At 61.3% G+C, this 23,943-nt stretch carries 26 protein-coding genes; 1 reads left to right on the top strand and 25 read right to left on the bottom strand.

Annotation, left to right across the window (positions count from 1 at the left end; translation table 11 throughout):
* Positions 1-80: 80 nt before the first annotated feature.
* The 19 genes from der to trmJ form a co-directional block, all read right to left on the bottom strand.
* On the bottom strand, positions 81-1,544 hold the full coding sequence (der, locus tag QCL51_RS04100; RefSeq protein WP_021781780.1) for a ribosome biogenesis GTPase Der: 1,464 nt from the start codon (positions 1,542-1,544) through the stop codon (positions 81-83).
* 116 nt (positions 1,545-1,660) lie between these two features.
* Complete coding sequence (gene bamB / locus QCL51_RS04095) at positions 1,661-2,803, bottom strand: outer membrane protein assembly factor BamB (protein ID WP_021781779.1); 1,143 nt, start codon at positions 2,801-2,803, stop codon at positions 1,661-1,663.
* On the bottom strand, positions 2,804-3,445 hold the full coding sequence (locus QCL51_RS04090; protein ID WP_021781778.1) for a tetratricopeptide repeat protein: 642 nt from the start codon (positions 3,443-3,445) through the stop codon (positions 2,804-2,806). It abuts the gene before it with no gap.
* A 39-nt stretch (positions 3,446-3,484) separates the two neighbouring features.
* On the bottom strand, positions 3,485-4,774 hold the full coding sequence (gene hisS, locus QCL51_RS04085; RefSeq protein ID WP_021781777.1) for a histidine--tRNA ligase: 1,290 nt from the start codon (positions 4,772-4,774) through the stop codon (positions 3,485-3,487).
* Positions 4,775-4,799: 25 nt separating this feature from the next.
* Positions 4,800-5,909, bottom strand: a complete 1,110-nt coding sequence (ispG, locus tag QCL51_RS04080) for a flavodoxin-dependent (E)-4-hydroxy-3-methylbut-2-enyl-diphosphate synthase (RefSeq protein WP_021781776.1) — start codon at positions 5,907-5,909, stop codon at positions 4,800-4,802.
* A gap of 3 nt (positions 5,910-5,912) precedes the next feature.
* On the bottom strand, positions 5,913-6,941 hold the full coding sequence (locus QCL51_RS04075) for a RodZ family helix-turn-helix domain-containing protein (protein WP_084850645.1): 1,029 nt from the start codon (positions 6,939-6,941) through the stop codon (positions 5,913-5,915).
* The gene (pilW, locus tag QCL51_RS04070) at positions 6,938-7,696 is read right to left on the bottom strand and encodes a type IV pilus biogenesis/stability protein PilW (protein WP_103443521.1); all 759 of its coding nucleotides are present in this window, start codon (positions 7,694-7,696) and stop codon (positions 6,938-6,940) included. Before pilW ends, QCL51_RS04075 begins: the two co-directional genes overlap by 4 nt.
* Before the next feature lie 14 nt (positions 7,697-7,710).
* Entirely contained in the window at positions 7,711-8,856 is a 1,146-nt protein-coding gene (gene rlmN / locus QCL51_RS04065; protein WP_103443520.1) for a 23S rRNA (adenine(2503)-C(2))-methyltransferase RlmN, read from the bottom strand.
* 28 nt (positions 8,857-8,884) lie between these two features.
* Positions 8,885-9,310 carry a nucleoside-diphosphate kinase gene (gene ndk, locus QCL51_RS04060; RefSeq protein ID WP_003248526.1) on the bottom strand — a complete coding sequence of 142 codons (426 nt, stop codon included), beginning with the start codon at positions 9,308-9,310 and terminating at the stop codon, positions 8,885-8,887.
* A gap of 88 nt (positions 9,311-9,398) precedes the next feature.
* Positions 9,399-9,599, bottom strand: a complete 201-nt coding sequence (iscX, locus tag QCL51_RS04055; RefSeq protein WP_003248529.1) for a Fe-S cluster assembly protein IscX — start codon at positions 9,597-9,599, stop codon at positions 9,399-9,401.
* Between the two features lie 10 nt (positions 9,600-9,609).
* Positions 9,610-9,951: an ISC system 2Fe-2S type ferredoxin gene (fdx, locus tag QCL51_RS04050; RefSeq protein WP_021781772.1), complete on the bottom strand. Its 342-nt coding sequence runs from the start codon at positions 9,949-9,951 to the stop codon at positions 9,610-9,612.
* A gap of 3 nt (positions 9,952-9,954) precedes the next feature.
* Entirely contained in the window at positions 9,955-11,817 is a 1,863-nt protein-coding gene (hscA, locus tag QCL51_RS04045) for a Fe-S protein assembly chaperone HscA (protein WP_021781771.1), read from the bottom strand.
* A 43-nt stretch (positions 11,818-11,860) separates the two neighbouring features.
* A complete protein-coding gene (hscB, locus tag QCL51_RS04040) occupies positions 11,861-12,382 on the bottom strand; it encodes a co-chaperone HscB (RefSeq protein WP_028697394.1) in 522 nt (173 codons plus the stop codon).
* Between the two features lie 8 nt (positions 12,383-12,390).
* Positions 12,391-12,714, bottom strand: coding sequence for an iron-sulfur cluster assembly protein IscA (gene iscA / locus QCL51_RS04035; protein ID WP_003248536.1), 324 nt, complete (start codon positions 12,712-12,714; stop codon positions 12,391-12,393).
* Positions 12,715-12,742: 28 nt separating this feature from the next.
* Complete coding sequence (iscU, locus tag QCL51_RS04030; protein ID WP_003248539.1) at positions 12,743-13,129, bottom strand: Fe-S cluster assembly scaffold IscU; 387 nt, start codon at positions 13,127-13,129, stop codon at positions 12,743-12,745.
* 46 nt (positions 13,130-13,175) lie between these two features.
* Positions 13,176-14,390, bottom strand: coding sequence for an IscS subfamily cysteine desulfurase (locus QCL51_RS04025; RefSeq protein ID WP_021781769.1), 1,215 nt, complete (start codon positions 14,388-14,390; stop codon positions 13,176-13,178).
* A 45-nt stretch (positions 14,391-14,435) separates the two neighbouring features.
* Entirely contained in the window at positions 14,436-14,927 is a 492-nt protein-coding gene (gene iscR / locus QCL51_RS04020) for a Fe-S cluster assembly transcriptional regulator IscR (RefSeq protein WP_003248542.1), read from the bottom strand.
* Positions 14,928-15,106: 179 nt separating this feature from the next.
* A complete protein-coding gene (cysE, locus tag QCL51_RS04015; RefSeq protein WP_016501401.1) occupies positions 15,107-15,892 on the bottom strand; it encodes a serine O-acetyltransferase in 786 nt (261 codons plus the stop codon).
* Positions 15,893-15,895: 3 nt separating this feature from the next.
* The gene (trmJ, locus tag QCL51_RS04010; RefSeq protein ID WP_028697393.1) at positions 15,896-16,651 is read right to left on the bottom strand and encodes a tRNA (cytosine(32)/uridine(32)-2'-O)-methyltransferase TrmJ; all 756 of its coding nucleotides are present in this window, start codon (positions 16,649-16,651) and stop codon (positions 15,896-15,898) included.
* A gap of 151 nt (positions 16,652-16,802) precedes the next feature.
* Between trmJ and suhB the strand changes: the two genes are divergently transcribed.
* Positions 16,803-17,621 (top strand): inositol-phosphate phosphatase, encoded by an 819-nt coding sequence (suhB, locus tag QCL51_RS04005; RefSeq protein ID WP_021781766.1) that lies wholly within the window; start codon positions 16,803-16,805, stop codon positions 17,619-17,621.
* Positions 17,622-17,790: 169 nt separating this feature from the next.
* On the opposite strand, the gene QCL51_RS04000 is transcribed toward suhB, so the two are convergent.
* The 6 genes from QCL51_RS04000 to queA form a co-directional block, all read right to left on the bottom strand.
* Positions 17,791-18,333 carry a glycine zipper 2TM domain-containing protein gene (locus QCL51_RS04000; protein WP_010952063.1) on the bottom strand — a complete coding sequence of 181 codons (543 nt, stop codon included), beginning with the start codon at positions 18,331-18,333 and terminating at the stop codon, positions 17,791-17,793.
* A 119-nt stretch (positions 18,334-18,452) separates the two neighbouring features.
* The gene (gene secF, locus QCL51_RS03995; protein WP_028697392.1) at positions 18,453-19,361 is read right to left on the bottom strand and encodes a protein translocase subunit SecF; all 909 of its coding nucleotides are present in this window, start codon (positions 19,359-19,361) and stop codon (positions 18,453-18,455) included.
* A 10-nt stretch (positions 19,362-19,371) separates the two neighbouring features.
* Positions 19,372-21,234, bottom strand: coding sequence for a protein translocase subunit SecD (gene secD / locus QCL51_RS03990; RefSeq protein WP_028697391.1), 1,863 nt, complete (start codon positions 21,232-21,234; stop codon positions 19,372-19,374).
* Positions 21,235-21,296: 62 nt separating this feature from the next.
* Positions 21,297-21,632: a preprotein translocase subunit YajC gene (gene yajC / locus QCL51_RS03985; protein ID WP_003248556.1), complete on the bottom strand. Its 336-nt coding sequence runs from the start codon at positions 21,630-21,632 to the stop codon at positions 21,297-21,299.
* 42 nt (positions 21,633-21,674) lie between these two features.
* A complete protein-coding gene (gene tgt, locus QCL51_RS03980) occupies positions 21,675-22,790 on the bottom strand; it encodes a tRNA guanosine(34) transglycosylase Tgt (protein ID WP_014589748.1) in 1,116 nt (371 codons plus the stop codon).
* Positions 22,791-22,804: 14 nt separating this feature from the next.
* A complete protein-coding gene (gene queA, locus QCL51_RS03975) occupies positions 22,805-23,854 on the bottom strand; it encodes a tRNA preQ1(34) S-adenosylmethionine ribosyltransferase-isomerase QueA (protein WP_021781763.1) in 1,050 nt (349 codons plus the stop codon).
* Between the last annotated feature and the right edge of the window lie 89 nt (positions 23,855-23,943).

The following is a 23,943-nucleotide window of genomic DNA, read 5'->3' as shown; positions in this document are numbered from 1 at the left end:
AAGGTTGAAACAATAGGGGGATTGCTCTGGATCAAGGGGCGTCTGTGGGGGCGGCTGTGCCTGCCCCCACATGGGGCGACTTAGCGTTTGTCGCGACGCTTCTTCTCGGCCTTCTTGTGGTGCGACATCAGGCGGCGTTTCTTGTTGACCTGGCGATCGGTAAGGGTGTTCTTCTTGCCCTCGTACGGGTTCTCACCGCCCTTGTACTCGATACGGATCGGCGTACCGACCAGTTTGAGCACCCGGCGATAGGTGTTTTCCAGGTAACGCGAGTACGACTTGGGAATGCTGTCGGTCTGGTTGCCGTGGATCACGATCAGCGGCGGGTTGGCACCGCCGAGGTGGGCATAGCGCAGCTTGATGCGGCGACCATTGACCATCGGCGGCTGGTGCTCGCTCACGGCATCTTCGAGGATCTGCGTCAGGCGGCTGGTCGGCCAGCGGGTGACCGCGGACTGGAACGCAGCCTGTACCGACTTGTACAAGTTGCCCACGCCCGTGCCATGCAGCGCGGAAATGAAGTGGATGTCGGCAAAGTCGACGAAGAACAGCCGGCGCTCCAGCTCGGTCTTCACGTAGGCGCGCTCACCCGGCTCCATGCCATCCCACTTGTTCAGGGCAATGACGATGGCGCGACCGGCCTCAAGGGCGAAGCCCAGCAGGTTCAGGTCATGGTCGACCACACCCTCGCGGGCATCCATGACAAAGATGACGACGTTGGCGTCCTTGATCGCCTGCAGCGTCTTCACCACCGAGAACTTCTCGACTTCCTCGTGGATCTTGCCACGCTTGCGCACCCCGGCGGTGTCGATGAAGGTGTACTTCTCGCCATCGCGCTCGAACGGGATGTAGATACTGTCACGGGTGGTGCCCGGCTCGTCGTAGACCACCACACGCTCTTCGCCGAGCATGCGGTTGACCAGCGTCGACTTGCCAACGTTCGGGCGGCCGATGATGGCGATCTTGATGCCATCCTTCTCGCTTGGGCCAGGAATGCGCACGGCTTCCTCACCTTCAGCGACGTCCTGGTCGAGGGCTTCCTCTTCGGCATCGCGCGGCAAGTGGCCGAGCACGGCTTCCATCAGGGCACTGATACCACGGCCCTGGGAGCCCGCCACCGGAATGGCGTTACCCATGCCCATTGGCGAAAATTCGGCCCGGGCAACGTCGGGGTCGATGTTGTCGATCTTGTTGGCAACCAGGATCGCGGCCTTGTTCCGCTTGCGCAGGTGCTCGGCGATCATCTGGTCTGCGGCGGTCATGCCCGCACGGGCATCAACCAGGAACAGCACATAGTCGGCTTCTTCGATGGCCATGAGCGACTGCTCGGCCATTTTCTCGTCCATGCCCACTTCGTCACCGGTGATACCACCAGTGTCGATCAGGATGAAGGAGCGACCCTGCCAGCTGGCATCACCATACTGGCGATCACGGGTCAGGCCCGAGAGGTCACCGACGATGGCATCGCGGGTCTTGGTCAGGCGGTTGAACATGGTGGATTTGCCGACGTTCGGGCGGCCCACCAGGGCAATTACGGGAACCATCGGCTCTCCACTCTAGAATTCTTGAAAATGCAAAGGCCGCTGCAAGGCAGCGGCCGGGGTACGGGCGGCGTGTCCTACGCCGCGACTTGAAGCCGGTCAAGGCTTCAAGCATAGCTTCAGCGGATGGTCAGTGCCTCGAGCTTGCCGCTGTTGCCGAAGACATAGATGGTGTCGCCGACCACAAGCGGGCGGGCGCGCAGGCCATCGCTGTCAATGCGCTCACGGCCAACGAAACGGCCATCGACCTGGCTGAGCAAGTGCAGATAGCCTTCGAAGTCCCCTACCGCTACGTAGCTGGAGAACACTTCAGGCGCCGTCAGTTGGCGACGCGCCATCGAGTCGTTGGTCCACAGGGCACTGGAAGACCGCTCATCGATACCCTCGACCGAGCCGGAAGCCTCGCTCACATAGACGTTACCGAAGCCCTGGGCGACACCCACGTAGCTGGAGGCATCGCGCTGCCACAGCTCGCGGCCGCTTTCCAGGTCCAGGCCAGCAACGCGCCCCTGGTAGGTGCTGACGTACAAGATACCACCGGACAGCAGCAGGCCGCCGTCAATGTCGACCACACGGTCCAGCTCGGAACGGCCCTGCGGGATGGCCACACGGCTTTCCCACACCGGCACACCGTTGTTGATGTCCACCGCCACAACCTTGCCGGTAGACAGGCCGGCAACAGCCAGGCGGTTGGTGGCGATCGGTGCACCGGTGCCACGCAGCGTCAGCACGGCCGGGGAGTTCTCGTAGATCCAACGGCGGTCGCCAGTGGCGGCATCCAGGCCAATCAGGCGGTCGTCCTGGGTCTGCACCACTACCACGTCACCGTTGTTGGCAGGCGGGGCCAGCACTTCGCTGGTCACGCGCGAGCGCCAACGCTCTTCACCGGTGCTGGAGTCCAGGGCAATGACTTCACCCTTGAGGGTACCGAGCATGACCAGGCCGTAGCCCACGCCAACTGCGCCGGAAACCTTCAGCTCCAGGTCCTTCTTCCACACTACGTCACCGGTGATGCGATCAAGGGCATAGACTTCGCCGTTGACGTCGGAAGCGTAGATGCGGTCGTTCTCGATGGCCGGTACCAGGGTGTTGTAGGTTTCACCCTGGCCGTCACCGATCGAACGGCTCCACTGCTTCTTCAGCACCACTTCCTCGGTGAACTTGGTCAGCTCGGCCGGGGGCAGTTCCTTCTTGCTGTTGCTGCTGCAACCTGCGGCCAGCACGGCCAGGGTCAGCACTGCTGCATGTTTCCAACCGATCACTTACGCGTCCCCTTTAGCCAGGTCATCCAGCTTCAATTGCAAGCCACCGACCGCCGCATCATCGGACAGCGCGGCCTTGGCTTTTTCGTAAGCGCTGTGTGCGTCGTCGGGGCGACCCAGCTGAACCAGCAGGTCCCCTTTCAACTCTTCACGGCTGGCCAGAAAGGCTTTATCGGCGTCGCCGTCGAGCAGCTTCAGGGCATCTTCGGCCTTGTTCTGGGCTGCCAGTACACGCGCCAGACGCTGACGCGAGATCTCGCCCAGCGTGACGTCGGCCGGATTGTCCAGCACGCTCTTCAGCTCGGCTGCGGCGTCATCGAGCTTGCCGCTGTCGACCGCGACCTTGGCCACGAAAAGGCTGCCGTACTGGGCGTAAGCGGTGCCGCCAAACTCGCTCTTGAGCTTGCCGGCCAGCTCCGCGACCTTGGTGGTGTCCGGCTGGCCGGTCGGTGTCAGGCTGGTTTCAATCAACGCCTGATACAACTGCGAGGCACCTTGCGATTGGTTGTTCTGGTACTTGTGCCAGGTATTCCAGCCCAACACCACCACGCCAGCCAGCAAAGCGCCGGTCAGCAGCGGCTTACCGTTGCGGCTCCACCAGTCCTTGATCCCTGCCAGGTCATCATCATCGGTACTCGACACCCCAATACTCCTTTTCGCCTATTCGCTTGTTGAACCGCGTTACGCCTGCGCGATCGCGGTTTCCAGGTGCTCTGCAAGAGCATCCCAGGCAATGTTCTGTTGTTCGCCCTGGCCACGCAGGGGTTTCAAGCCGATTTCTTGCTTGGCCAGCTCGTCGTCGCCGAGGATAAGGGCGAACAGTGCACCGCTCTTGTCGGCTTTCTTGAACTGGCTCTTGAAGCTGCCACCACCAGCGTTGACGGCCAGGCGCAGGCCCGGCAAGCGGTCGCGCAGGCCTTCGGACAGGCGCAGGCCGGCCAGCTCCGCCTGCTCGCCAAAGGCGCACAGGTACACGTCGATCTGGCGGCTGATGGAGTCCGGCACCTTGCCCAGGGTTTCCAACAGCAGGATCAGGCGCTCGATGCCCATGGCGAAACCAACGCCAGTGGTCGGCTTGCCACCCATCTGTTCGACCAGGCCGTCGTAACGGCCACCCGCGCACACGGTGCCCTGGGCGCCAAGCTTGTCGGTTACCCACTCGAACACGGTCTTGCTGTAATAGTCCAGGCCACGTACCAGCTTGGTATTGATCACGAACGGAATACCGGCGGCATCCAGGCGGGCCTTGAGCCCCTCGAAGTGCACGCGCGATTCTTCGTCCAGGTATTCTTCCAGCTTCGGCGCGCCGACCAGCACCGCCTGGGTGTTCGGGTCCTTGCTGTCGAGGATGCGCAGCGGGTTGCTCTTCAGACGACGCTGGCTGTCTTCGTCCAACTGCTCCAGACGCGCCGAAAGGAATTCGACCAGCGCGTCACGGTAGCGTGCGCGGGCTTCACTGGTGCCCAGGCTGTTGAGCTCGAGCTTGACCGCGTCCTGGATGCCCAACTGGCCCCACAGGCGCCAGGTCAACATGATCAGCTCGGCATCGATGTCCGGGCCGTCCAAGTTGAACACTTCCACGCCAATCTGGTGGAACTGACGGTAACGCCCCTTCTGCGGGCGCTCGTGGCGGAACATCTGGCCGATGTACCACAGCTTCTGCACCTGACCGTTGCCGGTGATGCCGTGCTCGAGCACCGCTCGCACGCAGGCAGCGGTGCCTTCAGGGCGCAGGGTCAGCGAATCGCCGTTGCGGTCCTCGAAGGTGTACATCTCTTTTTCGACGATGTCGGTCACTTCACCGATCGAGCGTTTGAACAGCTCGGTGAACTCGACGATCGGCGTGCGGATCTGGCTGTACCCGTAGGTGTCCAGCAGGCCGGCCACGGTGCCTTCAAAGTAGCGCCACAGCGGCGACTGTTCTGGCAGGATGTCGTTCATGCCACGGATGGCTTGCAGCGATTTGCTCACGAAAAGTCCTTACGAATTCGGTGTGTCAGCCACGGACGATCAGCGCCGCGTCGGCTTCGGCCTTTTCGGCCGCTTTCTGGCGGATGAGCTTTTCCAGCTCATCGACCAGGTTGTCATTGGTCAGTTTCTGCGCAGGCTTGCCGTCGATGTAGATCAGGTTCGGCGTGCCGCCGGTCAACCCTACATGGGCTTCCTTGGCTTCACCCGGGCCGTTGACCACGCAACCGATCACCGCCACATCCAGCGGTACCAGCAGGTCTTCCAGACGCCCTTCCAGCTCGTTCATGGTCTTGACCACATCGAAGTTCTGCCGCGAGCAGCTCGGGCAGGCAATGAAGTTGATGCCACGCGAACGCAGATGCAGCGACTTGAGGATGTCGTAGCCGACTTTCACTTCTTCGACCGGGTCGGCCGCCAGCGAGATACGGATGGTATCGCCAATACCCTCGGCCAGCAGCATACCGAGGCCGACGGCGGACTTCACCGTCCCCGAACGCAGGCCGCCGGCTTCAGTGATGCCCAGATGCAGCGGTTGTACGATCTGCTTGGCCAGCAGGCGGTAGGCTTCGACAGCCATGAACACGTCCGAGGCCTTGACGCTTACCTTGAAGTCCTGGAAATCCAGGCGGTCGAGATGCTCGACGTGGCGCAGGGCCGACTCGACCAGCGCAGCCGGGGTCGGTTCGCCATACTTCTTCTGCAGGTCTTTTTCCAGCGAACCGGCGTTGACCCCGATACGAATCGGAATGCCGCGGTCGCGGGCGGCATCGACCACGGCGCGTACACGGTCTTCACGACCGATGTTGCCCGGGTTGATACGCAGGCAATCAACGCCCAGCTCGGCAACGCGCAATGCGATCTTGTAGTCGAAATGGATGTCGGCGACCAGCGGCACGCTGACCAGTTGCTTGATCTTGCCAAAAGCTTCGGCGGCGTCCATGTCCGGTACCGAGACCCGCACGATATCCACGCCAGCATCGACCAGACGCTGGATTTGCGCCACGGTAGCAGCGACATCGTTGGTGTCGGTGTTGGTCATGCTCTGCACCGCGATGGGCGCATCACCGCCCACCGGCACATTGCCAACCCAGATTTTGCGGGATTCGCGACGTTTGATCGGAGATTCGCCGTGCATGACTTACTGTCCCAACTTCAGGCGAGCAGTCTCGCCACTGGTGAACGGAGCAACATCAACGGGCTGGCCGTTGTAGCTGACCTGGGCGCCCCGGGCAAAGCCCAAGCGTACCGCGAATGGCGGCTTGCCGGTCAGCTCGAGGTTGTCCCCCTTGCGCTTGATGGCGCTGAACAGCACCTTGCCATTGCCGTCGCTGACCTGGGTCCAGCAATCGGCGGTGAACTGGATGGCGACCTTGGCACTGCCAGCCGGCACCGCGGCAGGCTCAGCGGCGGCCACTGCCGGTGCAGGTACTGGTGCAGCAGTGGGCTGTACCGGAGGCGTAATCGGCTCAGGCGAAGCAGCAGGTGCGGGCTGCACGGGCGCTTGCTGTGCCGGAGCAGGCGCTGCGGCAGTGGCAGTGGCTGTGGCTGTGGTCGAGCTTACCGGCGCTTGTTCATTGGCAGCAGGCTGCTCGGCAGCGCCCGGCTCCAGAGCCAGCGGTGCACTCTCAGCTTGCTGGCCAACGGAAACGGCCTGGTCTTCAGGCTCATCGAGCGGGTGAATCTGTGTAGTGCCGTCGGCGCTTTCGACTTCGACGTGCTCCAGGGCAATCTTGGCCAGCTCCTTGCCCCGCAGGCTGCCCTGGTCCTGCCACCAGAAAAAGCCACCACCGACAACAGCCACCAGCAACAGCAGGCTGACGCCGCGCAGGATGTTGTGCGACAGCCGCACAGGCTCTTCGATACGGCCCAGCGAATGCACGTCGCTGCCTTTGGCGTGGGTACCGGTGTAGCGGTCGAAGGCATCTACCAGGGCGGCCTGGTCAAGGTCCATCAGCTTGGCGTAGGCGCGAATGTAGCCACGAGCGAAAGTATGCCCGGGCAGCTTGTCGAAGGCGCCGGTTTCCACGTGGTTCAACGAACTGACAGTGAGGTTGAGCTTGCGGGCCACCTCGGCTTGAGACCAGTCCCGTTTCTCACGGGCCAGGCGCAAAAGCTCACCGGGGTTCTGGCCAGGCGCTACAGCTACTTCGGGATGCGCGGCGTTCATCGTTGCTCCGACAGGTATTGCTGGTATTCCGGCGTACCGGGATAAAGTCGTTGTAATTGCTGGCCCAACTCGGCCAGTGCGCCCTGCTCGTCGAACACCCTGGCAAGGCGGCTGCCCAGCAGCAGGCTACGGGCGTCGTGGTCGCTCAACTGGCTGAAACGATCGTAGTAGTCCCGGGCCGGCACATAATGCCTGTTTTCGTAGGACAACTCAGCCATTTCCAGCAACGCTTTTGGTTGGTGCTGGTTGAGTTGTAACGCTTTCAACAGATACGCGTGCGCCTGATCGCGGCGTTCGAGCTTCAGGGCGGTCAGGCCCAGATTTTCATACACGCGTGAACGCTCAGGATACAGGGTATCGGCACTGGCCAGGCGAAACATCTGCTTGGCCTCGGCAAATCGTCCCTGAGCATAAAGGAAACTGCCGTAATTGTTGCGAATTCGCGTGTCACCGCGACTTATCAGCAAGGCCTTGCGAAAGTGTGCTTCGGCCAGCGCCGGCTCACCTTCGGCTTGAAACACTACCGCCAGTGCCGCGTGCGCGTCGGCATCCTGGTCATCCAGTGCCAGGGCCTTGCCCAGCGGCGCCTTGGCCTGCTCGGTCAATCCTTGTTGCAAATAACCCAAGCCAAGCTGCACATAAGCCCGCCCCGCCTCCGCCCTGCCCTGGCGGCTGGCCAAGGGGTCGCTCGCGCCGCCTGACACGCAGCCGGCCAGCAGCGAAAGCGCAAGGATCGACGCGGCGCGCAGGCTCATGGGCAAGGTCCCTGTCAGTGGCTGGCGGCGCTGTCTGGCAGCTCGGCGTCCGCAGAAAGCTGGCGAACAGCGATGTAGCGCTCACTACGGCGGGTACGGTCATTGACCTGACCGACCAGCTGGCCACAGGCAGCGTCGATATCGTCGCCGCGCGTGGTACGGGTGGTGACGTTGAAGCCACCGTGGTGCAGCAGATCCTGGAAACGACGAATGGCGTTGTTGCTCGGTCGCTCGTAACCCGAATGCGGGAACGGGTTGAACGGGATCAGGTTGATCTTGCAGGGTACATCGCGCAACAGTTCGATCATCTGCGCGGCATGCTCGGGCTGGTCGTTGACGTCCTTGAGCAGGGTGTACTCGATGGTGAGCACGCGCTTGCCGCCCAAGGTGGACATGTAGCCCATGCACGATTCCAGCAGCATCTTCAGCGGGTACTTCTTGTTGATCGGCACCAGCTTGTTGCGCAGTTCGTCGTTCGGCGCGTGCAGCGACAGGGCCAGCGACACGTCGATGTGCTTGGCCAGTTCGTCGATCATCGGCACCACGCCCGAGGTGGACAAGGTGACACGACGTTTGGAAATGCCATAGCCAAGGTCATCCATCATGATTTTCATGGCGGCAATGACGTTGTCGAAATTCAGCAAAGGCTCGCCCATGCCCATCATGACCACGTTGGTAATCGCGCGGTCGACTTTGGCAGGAACGGTCCCGAAGGATTTGTTGGCAAGCCACACCTGGCCGATCACTTCGGCGGCAGTGAGGTTGCTGTTGAAGCCTTGCTTGCCGGTGGAGCAGAAGCTGCAGTCCAGGGCACAGCCGGCTTGCGACGATACGCACAGGGTGCCGCGGTCGTCGGTTGGAATATAGACGGTCTCGACGCAGCTGCCGGAGGCAACGCGGATCACCCATTTGCGGGTGCCGTCAGCGGAAATGTCTTCACTGACCACTTCCGGTGGGCGAATCTCGGCAACGGCCTCGAGCTTTTCGCGCAAGACCTTGCCTACGTTGGTCATGGCCGCAAAGTCGGACACGCCAAAATGGTGAATCCATTTCATCACCTGGCCGGCACGGAAGCGCTTCTCCCCGATAGAGTCGAAGAATTGTTCCATTTCCGGCTGGGTCAGACCCAACAGGTTGATTTTGCCAGTAGATGTCGTCATGGATTCACCCTCACCCGTAAGCTTTCGCTTAGCGAGTGGTTACCTCGGTAGCAGCGAAGAAGTAAGCGATTTCGCGAGCAGCAGCAGCTTCGGAGTCCGAACCGTGAACGGCGTTGGCGTCGATCGACTCGGCGAAGTCAGCACGGATGGTGCCGGCAGCAGCTTCTTTAGGGTTGGTAGCGCCCATCAGCTCACGGTTCTTGGCGATGGCGTTCTCGCCTTCCAGAACCTGGACAACGACCGGACCGGAAGTCATGAAGGCAACCAGGTCACCGAAGAAGCCGCGCTCGCTGTGCTCAGCGTAGAAGCCTTCGGCTTCGGCTTTGGACAGTTGCTTCATTTTCGAGGCAACGATTTTCAGGCCGGCTTCTTCGAAGCGAGTGGTGATCTTGCCGATGACGTTTTTGGCAACAGCGTCAGGCTTGATGATGGAGAAAGTACGTTGAACAGCCATGGAAAACTCCAGAATATGAGTGTTACGAAAAATTAAACCCGCGAATTATACGCGGGTTCCAGGGGATTGCCTAACCTGCAAGTGACGCTTAGTCGGCTTCGTCGATCCAGGCGGCCTGGATTGCCTCGAGCACTTTCTCACCGCCGCGTGACGGATCGTCGCTGAACTCGGGCAATGCCAGCACCCAGCGGTGCAGGTCCACAAAATTCACATAACGAGGATCGACCTCAGGCTTGCTTTCTGCAAGCTGGATTGCGATCTCAAGTACATCAACCCATTTCAGACTCATGTACAGGCCCTCAGTGCGGTGCTTCGGCAGCGTGGTTGAGCGAATACTTGGGGATCTCGATGGTCAGGTCTTCGTCAGCGACGACCACCTGACAGCCAAGGCGCGACTGCGCCTCCAGGCCCCAGGCTTTGTCCAGCATGTCCTCTTCCAGTTCGTCAGCCTCTTCGAGCGAATCGAAGCCCTTGCGCACGATGCAGTGGCAAGTGGTGCAGGCCTTGACGCCGCCGCAGGCACTTTCCATCTCGATGTGATGGTCGTGGGCCAGCTCCAGGATGTTGGTCCCGGGCTCGACCTCCACGGTCAGCCCCTCGGGGCAGAACTTCTCATGCGGCAGGAATGTCACCAGCGGCATCGATTACTCCTCGATCTCATTCAGGTTGCGCCCGGCCAGTGCGGCTTTGACCGTCGAATCAAGGCGACGGGCGGCAAATGCATCGGTCACCTGCGACAGACGCTTGGTCTGTTGCTCGATGGCTGCGCCATCGGTGCCGGCCAGCAAATCACGTAGTTCTTGCATCTGGAATTCGATGGCGTCGCGCTCGTCACTGCTGAGCAGGCGCTCGCCGTCGGCGTCCAGGGCGCCCTGTACCGCCTCGAGCAGCCGCTCGCCATCTACCTGATGCTCTCGCAGCTGGCGGGCGTGCTTGTCGGAACCGGCGTGCTCGAAGGAGTCCTTGAGCATGCGGGCGATTTCGCCGTCGGTCAGGCCGTAGGACGGCTTGACCTGAATGCTGGCTTCCACGCCCGAACCCAGCTCGCGGGCAGCGACGCTGAGCAGGCCATCGGCATCCACCTGGAAGGTGACGCGAATTTTCGCAGCACCGGCAACCATGGCCGGAATGCCGCGCAGCTCGAAGCGGGCCAGCGAACGGCAGTCGCTGATCAGCTCGCGCTCGCCCTGCAGCACGTGGATCATCATGGCCGACTGGCCATCTTTGTACGTGGTGAACTCCTGAGCCCGCGCCACCGGAATGGTGGTGTTACGCGGGATCACCTTCTCCATCAGCCCGCCCATGGTTTCAAGACCAAGCGACAGCGGAATGACATCGAGCAGCAGCAATTCGCCACCTTCACGGCGGTTGCCGGCCAGGGTGTCGGCCTGGATGGCGGCACCAATGGCCACCACCTGGTCTGGGTCGATCGAGGTCAGCGGGGTGCGCCCGAACAGCGCGCCCACGGCCTCACGCACACGCGGCACGCGGGTCGAACCACCGACCATGACCACGGCGCTGACTTCTTCCAGCTCAACACCACTGTCGCGCACGGCGCGGCGGCAAGCCTTCAGGCTGCGGGCAACCAGTGGTTCGATCATGGCTTCGAAGGCGCTACGGGTCAGCTCACCGTGCCAGGCACCGTGGCTGACGTTGACCACGTCAGCATCGGTCAGGGCTTCTTTGGCGGCGCAGGCGGTTTGCAGCAGCGCGCGCTGGGTAGCCGGGTCCAGATCGGACGAGAGGCCAGCCTGCTCGATGATCCAGCCGGCAATAGCATGGTCGAAGTCGTCACCACCCAGAGCGGTATCACCGCCGGTGGCCAGTACTTCGAATACACCAGCGGTCAGCCGCAGGATGGAAATATCAAAAGTGCCGCCACCCAGATCATAGATGGCCACCACGCCTTCGGCGTTCTGGTCCAGGCCGTAGGCTACGGCGGCCGCGGTCGGCTCGTTGAGCAGGCGCAGCACGTTCAGGCCAGCCAGACGCGCAGCATCTTTGGTAGCCTGACGCTGGGCGTCATCGAAATAGGCCGGCACGGTGATCACCGCGCCCACCAGTTCGCCACCCAAGGTAGCTTCGGCACGCTCGCGCAACACCTTCAGGATGTCGGCAGACACTTCCACGGGGCTTTTCGGCCCCTGCACGGTGTCGATGAACGGCATGTGCGACTCACCACCCACAAAGCGGTATGGCAGTTGCTCGCCCAGTTGCTTGACGTCGGCCAGGCCGCGCCCCATCAGGCGCTTGACCGACAGCACGGTGTTAAACGGGTCGCTGGAGGCAGCATCACGCGCGGCCTGCCCCACTTCGATGCGCCCTTCGAGGTAGCGCACCGCGGACGGCAGAATGACGTTACCCTGCGCATCGGGCAGGGGCTCGCTACGGCCGCTGCGCAAGGCAGCGACCATTGAGTTGGTGGTGCCCAGGTCGATCCCAACCGCCAGGCGGCGCTGGTGCGGCTGAGGGCTTTGACCGGGTTCGGCAATCTGCAGTAGGGCCATGCTTATCTGAATACCTTAGGTGCCATCACGGGCAGCACCGGGGTTAATCGTCGAGGCGCTCTTCCAGTTGGCGCACTTCTTGGGCGAGCTTGTCGAGGAACTGCATGCGGCGCATCAGGCGTTCAGCCTTGTCGCGCTCGCCAGGGGCATCCCAGCAGCCGGCAAAGTCCTCATTCAGCGTGTCCTGAGCGGCCTTCAGGCGCTTCTTGAACACGCCGACACCATCAAGGTCGGCTTCATCCCGCAGTTCTTCGAGCTCCTCACGCCACTGCATCTGCTGCAGCAGGAAGTCAGGGTCGTGGACTGTGACTTCCTGAGGCACTTCGTGGCCGCTGATGGCCAGCAGGTAGCGCGCACGACGCGGCGCACTGCGCAGCGTCTGGTAAGCGTCGTTGAGGGCAGCGGATTTTTCCAGCGCTATACGCTGCTCACGCTCAGAGGCGTCGGCAAAGCGATCAGGATGGACTTCGCGGGCCAACTCGCGATAGCGAGTGGCCAGCTTGTCGAGATCCAGACGGAAGCTTGGCTGGAGGTCAAACAATGCGTAATGACAAGGAGTACCCACAGCCAGCCTCAAACGTTGAAGCTTTCGCCGCAGCCACACTCACCGCGCACGTTGGGGTTGTTGAACTTGAAGCCTTCGTTCAACCCTTCCTTGACGAAATCCAGCTCGGTGCCATCGAGGTAAACCAGGCTCTTGGGATCGATGATCACCTTGACGCCATGGTTCTCGAACACTTGGTCTTCGTCCGCCAGTTCGTCGACGAATTCCAGCACGTAGGCCAGACCCGAGCAACCGGTGGTGCGCACGCCCAGGCGAATGCCCTCACCCTTGCCGCGCCCGTCGAGGGAGCGGCGAATGTGGTTGGCGGCGGCTTCTGTCATGCTGATAGCCATCAGAACTCCTTACCTTGCAACAGGCGACTTAGATCAAGCCTTTCTTCTGCTTGTAGTCGCGTACGGCTGCCTTGATGGCATCCTCGGCGAGTACCGAGCAGTGGATCTTGACCGGCGGCAACGCCAGCTCTTCGGCCAGTTGGGTGTTCTTGATGGTTTCGGCCTCGTCCAGGGTCTTGCCCTTCATCCACTCGGTGGCGAGGGAGCTGGAAGCGATGGCCGAGCCGCAGCCATAGGTCTTGAACTTGGCGTCTTCGATAACGCCCTGCTCGTTGACCTTGATCTGCAGGCGCATCACGTCACCGCAGGCCGGGGCGCCGACCATGCCGGTGCCGACATCCGGGTCTTCGGCATTCATCTTGCCGACGTTGCGCGGGTTTTCGTAGTGGTCGATGACCTTTTCACTGTATGCCATGGTGCAATTCCTTCCTCATCAGGGAGCCGCTCTTGCCGGCGACTGCTTAGTGGGCGGCCCACTCGATCTTGGAGATGTCAACGCCGTCTTTGTACATATCCCACAGCGGCGACAGTTCACGCAGTTTGTTGACAGCCTCGCAGACTTTCTGCGCGGCGTAGTCGACTTCTTCTTCGGTGGTGAATCGGCCAAAGGAGAAGCGGATCGAGCTGTGCGCCAGCTCGTCGTTACGGCCCAGAGCACGCAGTACGTAAGACGGCTCGAGCGACGCGGAGGTACAGGCCGAACCGGACGATACGGCGATGTCTTTCAGCGACATCAGCAGCGATTCGCCTTCGACGTAGTTGAAGCTCAGGTTCAGGTTGTGCGGTACACGCGCAGTCTGGCTGCCATTGACGTACAGCTCTTCAAGGTTTGAGACCTGCTTGAAGAAGCGGTCGCTCAGGGCCTTGATGCGTGCGTTTTCTGCAACCATTTCCTGCTTGGCAATGGCGAAGGCTTCGCCCATGCCGACGATCTGGTGGGTCGGCAAGGTGCCCGAACGCATGCCGCGCTCATGACCGCCGCCGTGAATGATGGCTTCCAGGCGTACACGCGGCTTGCGGCTGACGTACAGTGCGCCGATGCCTTTCGGACCATAGACCTTGTGCGCCGAGAACGACATCAGGTCGACCTTCAGCTTTTGCAGGTCGATTTCGACCTTGCCGGCCGACTGGGCGGCATCGACATGGAACAGCACGCCGCGCGAACGGGTCAGTTCACCGATGGCGGCGATGTCGTTGATCGAGCCGACTTCGTTGTTCACGTGCATCAGCGAGACCAGGATGGTGTCGTCGCGCAGCGCCGCCTCTACCATGGCCGGAGTGACGATGCCGTCTTCGCCTGGCTCCAGGTAGGTGACTTCAAAACCTTCGCGCTCCAGCTGGCGAGCGGTATCCAGGACCGCCTTGTGCTCGATCTTGGAGGTAATGATGTGCTTGCCCTTGGTCTGATAGAAGTGCGCGACACCTTTGAGTGCGAGGTTGTCGGACTCGGTGGCACCGCTGGTCCAGACGATTTCACGCGGATCGGCATTGATCAGCTCGGCAACCTGGCGGCGACCGTTTTCCACCGCCTCCTCGGCTTTCCAGCCAAAGACGTGGGAGCGCGAGGCCGGGTTACCGAAGTTCCCGTCGACCAGCAAGCAGTCGGCCATCTTCTGGGCCACGCGTGGGTCGACCGGAGTGGTCGCGGAGTAATCGAGGTAGATCGGCAACTTCATTTGTCTCTCCTATCAGGCGGTGGCGTCGCTCGTCGTCCCAGGGGGTCAATCGACGGCAGACGTCTCAATCTTGTCCAGCTGGGCGGTTCGTCCTGCGACACGCCGCAGGTCCTGGCGCTGGGCGACTTCCTGCACATCACGGCGCTTGACGAGGTCGGCCAGGCTTATGCCGCTGAGGAATTCATGGATCTGCTGGCTGAGGTCGCACCACAGGTGGTGGGTCAGGCAGGTATCACCGGCATGGCAGTCCCCGAGCCCCTGGCAACGGGTGGCATCAACCGATTCGTTGACCGCGTCGATGACCTGGGCCACCTGGATGGTTTCCATGCCCCGCGACAGCTGGTAGCCACCGCCTGGACCGCGCACGCTGGAAACCAGGCTGCTACGGCGCAGCTTGGCGAAAAGCTGCTCCAGATAAGAGAGGGAAATGCCCTGGCGCTCGGAAATATCGGCCAAAGACACCGGCCCATGCTTCGCGTGCAACGCCAGGTCGAGCATGGCGGTCACAGCGTATCGGCCTTTGGTAGTCAGTCGCATGGCTATTGGGTACCACGGGAGTTTCGGGATGTGTGCGAGTATGCGATTCCCGAGCATTTAAGTCAACTATTAGACCTACTGCTTTAGTCGGGTTTGCATCAGGGAGGCGGGCGCGATTGTAGCAGACGAGGGGCGTGAGCACACGCCCCGCATGTCAACATGATTTCAGTACGGCGCGATCAATGCGACTGAGTGTCGCGCTGGGCCACTTGGGCAACCTCGGTGAAGTCGTCTTCCGGCAAGGCCGGCAGTTCCTTGGCACAATAGTCACTGCCCATCTTGGTCAGCGCGCCACACATACCCTCCAACCGTTCGTCGACGGCCTGCAGATGATCGAGCATCTGGCCGATGGCCCGCGCGACCGGGTCGGGCATGTCGCCACTGACACCGTAGGCATCAAAGCCGATCTTCTCAGCCATTGCCTTACGCTTGGCTTCGACTTCGGTGTCCTCGCTCTTGACGATGATCCGCCCTGGAATGCCTACCGCCGTAGCCCCGGCCGGCACTGCTTTGGTGACCACCGCATTGGAACCGATCTTGGCCCCGGCGCCGACGGTGAAAGGCCCCAGGACCTTGGCACCCGCCCCTACCACCACGCCGTTCTCCAAGGTGGGGTGGCGTTTGCCTTTGTTCCAGCTGGTGCCGCCGAGCGTCACGCCCTGATACAGGGTGACGTCATCGCCGATCTCGGCGGTTTCACCAATGACGATGCCCATACCGTGATCGATGAAAAAGCGCCGGCCAATGGTGGCGCCAGGGTGGATTTCGATACCGGTCAGCCAGCGACCGAAATTCGACACCAGCCGGGCCAACCACTTGAAATCACGCTTCCACAGGGCATTGCCCAAGCGGTGCAGCCAGATGGCATGCATGCCGGGGTAGCAGGTGAGCACCTCGAAGGCATTGCGCGCAGCCGGGTCACGGTGGAATACGCTTTGAATATCTTCACGCAGGCGTTCGAACATCTGTCAGTCCTTCCGTTTATGCGGCTCGCCCCGGACCACTTTCTGGGTCTCGGTGAGGATGCCGCGCAAAATGCTCATTTCCGAACGCTCGACCGCCACCCGCCCATACAGCCGGCGCAGGCGCGGCATCAGGTGCTTGGGTTTTTCGGGGTCGAGGAAACCGATGCCCACCAGGGTTTTCTCCAGGTGGTCGTAGAACAGCTCCATTTCATCCATGGTCGCCAGCTCAGTGGCATCAACCTTCTCGACTTTGCCCGGCGCCGCACCGGCAGCCAGCCAGGCCATGCGCACCTCATAGGAGAGCACCTGCACGGCAGCAGCCAGGTTCAGCGAGCTGAAGTCGGGATTGGAGGGAATGTGCACATGGAAATGACATCGCTGCAGTTCTTCGTTGGTCAGGCCGGCGTGCTCGCGCCCGAACACCAGGGCGATTTCCTCGCCACCATTGGCATGCTCCACCGCCTTGGCACCGCACTCACGCGGGCCGATCAACGGCCAGGGAATGCTGCGCTCGCGGGCGCTGGTACCCATCACCAGGTTGCAGCCAACCAGCGCCTGTTCGAGGCTGTCGACCACCTGGGCGTTATCCAGCAAGTCGTCGGCGCCCGAAGCTCGGGCACTGGCATCCAAGGCGGGGAATTCTTTCGGCTGCACCAGCACCAGACGCGACAAGCCCATGTTTTTCATGGCACGCGCAGCGCCGCCGATATTGCCGGGGTGGCTGGTATTGACCAGAACAACACGAATATTTTGCAGCAAGGTGTTGTGCTCACAGATGCAGGAATCAGGGTCTTCGATCTTACAGAACCGACAGACGTAACGCCATGAAAGCAAATGTGACACTTCTGCCGCCAAAGTTTTCTGCTAGAATGATCGGCTTTCTTCTTTAACATCTCCAGGTGACCCGCCCATGCAGCCTATGCTGAATATCGCCCTGCGCGCCGCTCGCAGCGCCAGTGAACTGATTTTCCGCTCCATCGAACGCCTGGATAGCATCAAGGTCGATGAGAAAGAGGCCAAGGACTACGTTTCCGAAGTCGATCGCGCCGCCGAGCAAAGCATCGTCAACGCCCTGCGCAAGGCCTACCCGAACCACTCCATCCAGGGCGAGGAAACCGGCCTGCACGCGGGTAGCGGCGAAGAAGGCAAGGATTACCTGTGGATCATCGATCCGCTGGACGGCACCACCAACTTCCTGCGCGGCATCCCGCACTTCGCCGTCAGCATCGCCTGCAAATACCGCGGCCGCCTTGAGCACGCCGTGATCGTGGATCCGGTTCGCCAGGAAGAATTCACTGCCAGCCGCGGCCGTGGCGCCCAACTCAATGGCCGCCGCCTGCGCGTCAGCTCGCGCACAAGCCTGGAAGGCGCCCTGCTGGGCACCGGCTTCCCGTTCCGTGATGGCCAGATGGCGGACATGGACAACTACCTGGGTATGCTCCGCGCCTTGACCGGCCAGACCGCCGGCATCCGCCGCGCCGGCTCCGCCAGCCTGGACCTGGCCTATGTGGCTGCTGGCCGCTTCGACGCCTTCTGGGAGTCAGGCCTGTCCGAATGGGACATGGCAGCTGGCGTGCTGCTGATCCAGGAAGCCGGCGGCTTGGTAAGCGACTTCAATGGCGGCCACGACTTCCTCGACAAAGGCCACATCGTTGCAGGCAACATCAAGTGCTTCAAGGCGGTACTGACTGCCATCCAGCCGCACCTGCCAGAAAGCATGAAGCGCTAAGCGCAGATTGCCGGCAAACAAAAAGCACCTCTCGAGGTGCTTTTTTTGTGCCTGGTGGTTTTGCGTTGCCTGTACCGGCCTCTTCGCGGGTAAACCCGCTCCTACATGGATCGCATAGCCCCTGTAAGAACAGGTTTACCCGCGAAGAGGCCGGTACAGGCAACGCAAATTACTGACCAGCTTCGCTCAGGATCAACTTGCCATTCTTGTCCAGCGGAATGGTCGATCCCGGCTCGCGATCCATCTTCACCTTGCCTACCTGGTCACCGATGGAATAGGTCACGTTATAGCCCACCACCTTCTCGCTGATGTCGTTGACCGTGTTGCAGCGTGTTTGCGTGGTCGTGTAGGTATCACGCTCCTGCATGCCTTCCTGCACCTTGTTACCCGCATAACCACCACCGACCGCACCAGCCACCGTAGCAATCTTCTTGCCGGTACCACCACCAATCTGATTACCGAGCAGACCACCCGCCAACGCACCGACCACGGTACCGGCTATCTGGTGTTGATCCTTGACGGGCGCCTGGCGCGTCACTGTCACGTCCTTGCATACTTCACGCGGGGTTTTCACCTGCTGCTTGATCGGCTGCACGTCAGTCACCTGGGCGACTTCGGGGCCTTTGTTCACCAAGCTGTAGGTCGCCACAGCACCTCCGGCGGTTACACCGACAGCACCCAGCACCGCACCCACCAGCATTGATTTATTCACGTGAACCTCCTGATCGTACCAGCGGGCATGAACCCGCGCTTCTCCCAGCCTTGGAGCAAAAAAAAAGGCGCGAGTTCAACACTCGCGCCTTTTCACCGCCAGGCGGCGCAGGGAAGAACTTACGGACGGTCGTCCACACCCTCGGCCTTGACCGGCGGAATGAGATCTTCGCTGTTCAGATTCAGCCAGATCAGTACCACGTTGGCGATATAGATCGACGAGTAAGTACCAGCCATGACACCAATGAACAGGGCCAGCGAGAAACCGAACAGGTTGTCACCCCCAAAGAACAGCAGCGCGGCAATGGCCAGCAAGGTCGAAACCGAAGTGGCGATGGTACGCAGCAGCGTCTGGGTGGTGGAAATGTTGATGTTCTCGATCAGTGAGGCCTTGCGCATCACGCGGAAGTTCTCGCGCACCCGGTCGAACACGACAATGGTGTCGTTCAGCGAGTAACCGATGATCGCCAGTACCGCCGCCAGCACCGTCAGGTCGAAGGTGATCTGGAAGAACGACAGGATACCCAGCGTTACGACCACGTCGTGGATCAGCGAAACGATCGCCCCCACGGCGAACTTCCACTGGAAGCGGAACGCCAGGTAAATGAGGATGCCACCCAGAGCCAGGAGCATGCCCAAGCCGCCCTGGTCACGCAGCTCTTCACCCACCTGCGGGCCAACGAACTCGACGCGTTTGACCTTGGCCGGGTTGTCGCCGCCAACCTTCTGCAGGGCTTCGGCCACTTTGTTACCCAGCATCGGATCGTCGCCAGGCATGCGCACCAGCAGGTCGGTGGTAGCACCGAAGCTCTGAACCACAGCTTCGTGGAAGCCGGAGTTGACCAGCTCGGCACGCACAGCCTTGACGTCAGCCGGGCGTTCGTAGGTCAACTCGATCAACGTGCCCCCGGTGAAGTCCAGCCCGAAGTTCAGGCCCTTTTGCCACCAACTGAACAGCGCCAGCACGGTGAGGAGCACGGTGACGGCGAACGCGACTTTGCGCACGCCCATGAAATTGATGGTTTTCATCGCAGCTCCCTCAAACCCACAACTTCTTGATGTCACGCCCGCCACAGGTCAGGTTGACCAATGCACGGGTCACCATGATGGCAGTGAACATCGAGGTGAAAATCCCGAGGGACATGGTGACCGCAAAGCCTTTGACCGGGCCGGTACCCATGGCAAACAGGATGCCGCCGACCAACAGAGTGGTCAGGTTGGCGTCGACGATTGCCGAGTAGGCGCGATTGAAGCCTTCGTGGATGGCGCGCTGCACCGACATGCCAGCAGCGATCTCTTCGCGAATACGCGAGAAGATCAGCACGTTGGCGTCCACTGCCATACCCATGGTCAACACGATGCCGGCGATCCCCGGCAGGGTCAGCGTGGCCCCCAGCAGCGACATCAACGCCAGCAGCAGCACCATGTTGCCCGCCAGGGCGATGGTGGCCAGCACACCGAAGGCGCGATAGATGGCAATGATGAACAGAGAGACAAACAACATGCCCCACAGCGACGCATCGATACCCTTGGTGATGTTGTCGGCACCCAGGCTCGGGCCAATGGTACGTTCTTCAGCGAAGTACATCGGGGCGGCCAGACCACCCGCACGCAGCAGCAGTGCCAGCTCCGACGATTCGCCCTGGCCGTTCAGGCCGGTGATACGGAACTGGCTGCCCAGTGGCGACTGAATGGTCGCCAGGCTGATGATTTTCTTCTCTTCCACGAAGCTTTGTACGGCAACGTCCTTCTCGACGCCACCGACAGTCTGCTTGACGTAGCGGGTGACTGGCTTCTGCTCGATAAAGATCACCGCCATGCTACGGCCGACGTTGCTACGGGTAGCACGGCTCATCAGCTCGCCACCGTGACCATCCAGGCGGATGTTCACCTGCGGGCGACCATGCTCGTCAAAGCTGGCCTGGGCGTCGGTAACCTGGTCACCTGTGATGATCAGGCCACGCTCGACGGCAGCGGAGCGGCCGCCTTCACGGAACTCGAACACCTCGGTGGTGGCCTTGGACGCGCCCGGCTCGGCACCGAAGCGGAACTCCAGGTTGGCGGTTTTACCAAGGATCCGCTTGGCTTCGGCAGTGTCCTGCACGCCTGGCAGCTCGACCACGATACGGTTGGCGCCCTGGCGCTGCACCAGCGGCTCGGCCACACCCAGCTCGTTCACGCGGTTGCGCACGGTGGTGAGGTTCTGCTTGATCGAGTATTCGCGGATCTCGGCGACTTTCGCCTGAGTCAGCGCCAGACGCAGCACCGCAAGCTCGTTGCGCTCGGTGGTGGTCAGGTCGAAATCATTGAAATTCTTGCGGATCAGGGCACGTGCCTGTTCGCGGGTAGCATCGTCAGCGAAGCCCAGCATGATACCGCCATCCTGCTGAGGCAGGCTGCGGTAGCGGATGCGCTCTTTGCGCAGCAAGGTCTTGACCTCGCCTTCGTAGACTTTCATGCGGGCAGTCATGGCCTTGTCCATGTCCACTTCCAGCAGGAAGTGCACACCACCGGACAGGTCCAGGCCCAGCTTCATCGGGCTTGCACCCAGGTTGCGCAGCCATTTCGGGGTAGTCTGGGCCAGGTTCAGGGCCACGACGTAATCATCGCCCAGTGCCTTGCGCACTACATCCTTGGCAGGCAACTGATCTTCCTGATTGGTCAGACGAATCAGCCCGCTGCCCTTTTCACCCAGGCTTACACCCTTGACGGCGATCTTGGCATCGACCAGCGCCTTGCTGACGCGATCGAGGTCGGCCTGATTCACCTGCAGCGCCGAACTGGCACCGCTGATCTGTACCGCCGGGTCATCCGGGTAGAGGTTGGGAGCGGAATAAATGAAACCGACCACCAGTACCAGCACGATCAGTGCATATTTCCACAGAGGATATTTGTTCAGCATCACGCCGCCCGTTCAAGACGCGGGGCGCGTTGCGCGCCCCGACTGGAAAAAAAACCGGTAACTCAGATAGCCTTGAGCGTACCTTTTGGCAGGGTCGCAGCAATGGCACCCTTCTGGAACTTCAGCTCGACAGTGTCGGACACTTCCAGCACCACGAAGTCATCGGAAACCTTGACGATCTTGCCAGCGATGCCGCCGTTGGTGACAACTTCGTCACCTTTCTGCAAGTTGCTCAGCAGGTTCTTCTGCTCTTTCGCGCGCTTGGCCTGCGGGCGCCAGATCATCAGATAGAAGATGACCAGGAAACCGACCAGGAAAATCCACTCGAAGCCGGTACCGGCTGGGCCAGCGGCAGGTGCTGCAGCGTCCGCGTATGCGGCGGGGATGAAGAAGCTCATTGGGCACTCCTAATGTAATTTTCTAATAATGGATGCGGACAGTCAGTCCAAGGGCGGTACAGGAAGCCCGCGCTTGGCGTAGAAGGCGTCGACAAAGGCGGCCAATTTACCCTGTTGAATAGCCTCGCGTAAACCGGCCATCAAGCGCTGATAATGGCGCAAGTTGTGGATGGTATTCAGCATGCTGCTCAGCATTTCGCCGCATTTGTCCAGATGATGGAGATAGGCGCGCGAGAAGTTGGTGCAGGTATAGCAGTCACAGGTCGGATCCAGCGGCGATTCATCATGACGATGGAACGCGTTGCGGATCTTGATCACCCCTGTATCAACGAACAGATGACCGTTGCGCGCGTTACGCGTCGGCATCACGCAGTCGAACATGTCGACGCCGCGGCGCACACCCTCAACGAGATCTTCCGGTTTGCCTACCCCCATAAGGTAACGAGGTTTGTCAGCAGGCATCTGGCCCGGCAGGTAATCCAGCACCTTGATCATTTCGTGCTTGGGCTCGCCCACCGACAGGCCGCCAATGGCCAGGCCATCGAAACCGATGTTCTCCAGGCCTTCCAGCGAGCGCATGCGTAGGTCCTGATACATGCCGCCCTGGACAATGCCGAACAGCGCTGCAGTGTTGTCGGCGTGGGCGTTTTTCGAGCGCTGGGCCCAACGCAGCGACAGCTCCATGGAAGTACGTGCCACATCGTGCTCGGCCGGGTACGGGGTGCACTCGTCGAAGATCATTACCACGTCCGAGCCCAGGTCACGCTGCACCTGCATCGACTCTTCCGGGCCCATGAACACCTTCGAGCCATCGACTGGCGAGGCGAAGGTCACGCCCTCTTCCTTGATCTTGCGCATGGCACCCAGGCTGAACACCTGGAAACCACCGGAGTCGGTGAGGATCGGGCCTTTCCACTGCATGAAATCGTGCAGGCCGTTGTGCTTCTTGATCACCTCGGTGCCAGGACGCAGCCACAAGTGGAAGGTGTTGCCAAGGATCATCTCGGCGCCGATGGCCTCGATATCGCGTGGCAGCATGCCCTTGACCGTGCCATAGGTACCCACCGGCATGAATGCCGGGGTTTCCACGGTGCCACGTGGGAAGGTGATGCGACCACGACGGGCCTTGCCGTCGGTGGCCAGCAGTTCGAAGGACATTCGACAGGTGCGACTCATGCTTGATCCTCGGGCCCGCGTGGCGCCGGATTGCGGGTGATGAACATGGCATCACCGTAACTGAAGAAGCGGTACCCGTGCTCGACCGCCGCTGCGTAGGCAGCCATGGTCTCGGGGTAGCCGGCGAAAGCCGAGACCAGCATCAGCAGCGTGGACTCCGGCAGATGGAAGTTGGTGACCAGGGCATCGACCACATGGAACGGGCGGCCCGGGTAGATGAAGATGTCGGTGTCGCCACTGAAGGCCTTGAGCACGCCATCACGCGCGGCGCTCTCCAGCGAACGCACACTGGTGGTGCCAACGGCGATCACCCGACCACCACGGGCACGGCAGGCCTCGATGGCATCGACCACATCCTGGCCCACTTCGAGCCACTCTTTATGCATGTGGTGGTCTTCGATCTTGTCGACCCGCACCGGCTGGAAGGTGCCAGCGCCCACATGCAGGGTGACGAAGGCGCGTTCGACACCCTTGGCTGCGATCTTTTCCAGCAGCGCCTCGTCAAAGTGCAGGCCTGCAGTAGGCGCGGCGACCGCACCGGCGCGCTGGGCGTACACGGTCTGGTAGCGCTCACGGTCAGCGCCCTCGTCCGGGCGGTCGATATAGGGAGGCAGCGGCATATGGCCGACACGGTCGAGCAACGGCAGCACCTCTTCGGTGAAGCGAAGCTCGAACAGCGTGTCATGACGCGCGACCATTTCGGCCTCGCCACCGCCATCGATGAGGATGACCGCGCCTACCTTGGGCGCCTTGCTGGCACGCACATGGGCCAGCACCCGGTGGCTGTCGAGCACACGCTCGACCAGTACCTCCAGCTTGCCGCCGGAGGCTTTCTGGCCGAACAACCGCGCCGGAATCACCCGGGTGTTGTTGAACACCATCAGGTCGCCGGGGCGCAGATAGTCGAGCAAATCGGGGAATTGCCGGTGCGCCAGCGCGCCGGTAGGCCCATCGAGCACCAGCAGACGGCTGCCATGGCGCTCTGCCAACGGGTGGCGGGCGATCAGGGAATCAGGGAGTTCGAAGGAGAAATCGGCGACGCGCATGATGATGTTCGGTTCGGCAGGGCCAGGAAGTTTAGCCCAATGTGTGAAAATTGACCATGAAAGCCGATTGACCGACCAGCGGCACCTCT

The organism is Pseudomonas sp. LTR0 (assembly GCF_036630035.1).
Lineage (GTDB): Bacteria > Pseudomonadota > Gammaproteobacteria > Pseudomonadales > Pseudomonadaceae > Aquipseudomonas > Aquipseudomonas putida_Y.
Note: the sequence above shows the minus strand (reverse complement) of the source record. Positions and strands in the feature narration are given on the sequence as shown.

Bases quoted from the DNA above. Each gene is read 5' to 3' on its own strand.
- rlmN (WP_103443520.1), bottom strand. From the start codon at position 8,856: ATGACGACATCTACTGGCAAAATCAACCTGTTGGGTCTGACCCAGCCG.
- pilW (WP_103443521.1), bottom strand. From the start codon at position 7,696: ATGAGCCTGCGCGCCGCGTCGATCCTTGCGCTTTCGCTGCTGGCCGGC.
- ispG (WP_021781776.1), bottom strand. From the start codon at position 5,909: ATGCACGGCGAATCTCCGATCAAACGTCGCGAATCCCGCAAAATCTGG.
- hscA (WP_021781771.1), bottom strand. From the start codon at position 11,817: ATGGCCCTACTGCAGATTGCCGAACCCGGTCAAAGCCCTCAGCCGCAC.
- fdx (WP_021781772.1), bottom strand. From the start codon at position 9,951: ATGCCGCTGGTGACATTCCTGCCGCATGAGAAGTTCTGCCCCGAGGGG.
- secF (WP_028697392.1), bottom strand. From the start codon at position 19,361: ATGAAAACCATCAATTTCATGGGCGTGCGCAAAGTCGCGTTCGCCGTC.
- suhB (WP_021781766.1), top strand. From the start codon at position 16,803: ATGCAGCCTATGCTGAATATCGCCCTGCGCGCCGCTCGCAGCGCCAGT.
- der (WP_021781780.1), bottom strand. From the start codon at position 1,544: ATGGTTCCCGTAATTGCCCTGGTGGGCCGCCCGAACGTCGGCAAATCC.
- QCL51_RS04075 (WP_084850645.1), bottom strand. From the start codon at position 6,941: ATGAACGCCGCGCATCCCGAAGTAGCTGTAGCGCCTGGCCAGAACCCC.
- iscA (WP_003248536.1), bottom strand. From the start codon at position 12,714: ATGGCTATCAGCATGACAGAAGCCGCCGCCAACCACATTCGCCGCTCC.
- iscX (WP_003248529.1), bottom strand. From the start codon at position 9,599: ATGAGTCTGAAATGGGTTGATGTACTTGAGATCGCAATCCAGCTTGCA.
- secD (WP_028697391.1), bottom strand. From the start codon at position 21,234: ATGCTGAACAAATATCCTCTGTGGAAATATGCACTGATCGTGCTGGTA.
- iscU (WP_003248539.1), bottom strand. From the start codon at position 13,129: ATGGCATACAGTGAAAAGGTCATCGACCACTACGAAAACCCGCGCAAC.
- iscR (WP_003248542.1), bottom strand. From the start codon at position 14,927: ATGCGACTGACTACCAAAGGCCGATACGCTGTGACCGCCATGCTCGAC.
- QCL51_RS04025 (WP_021781769.1), bottom strand. From the start codon at position 14,390: ATGAAGTTGCCGATCTACCTCGATTACTCCGCGACCACTCCGGTCGAC.
- cysE (WP_016501401.1), bottom strand. From the start codon at position 15,892: ATGTTCGAACGCCTGCGTGAAGATATTCAAAGCGTATTCCACCGTGAC.
- ndk (WP_003248526.1), bottom strand. From the start codon at position 9,310: ATGGCTGTTCAACGTACTTTCTCCATCATCAAGCCTGACGCTGTTGCC.
- tgt (WP_014589748.1), bottom strand. From the start codon at position 22,790: ATGTCCTTCGAACTGCTGGCCACCGACGGCAAGGCCCGTCGTGGTCGC.
- queA (WP_021781763.1), bottom strand. From the start codon at position 23,854: ATGCGCGTCGCCGATTTCTCCTTCGAACTCCCTGATTCCCTGATCGCC.
- yajC (WP_003248556.1), bottom strand. From the start codon at position 21,632: ATGAGCTTCTTCATCCCCGCCGCATACGCGGACGCTGCAGCACCTGCC.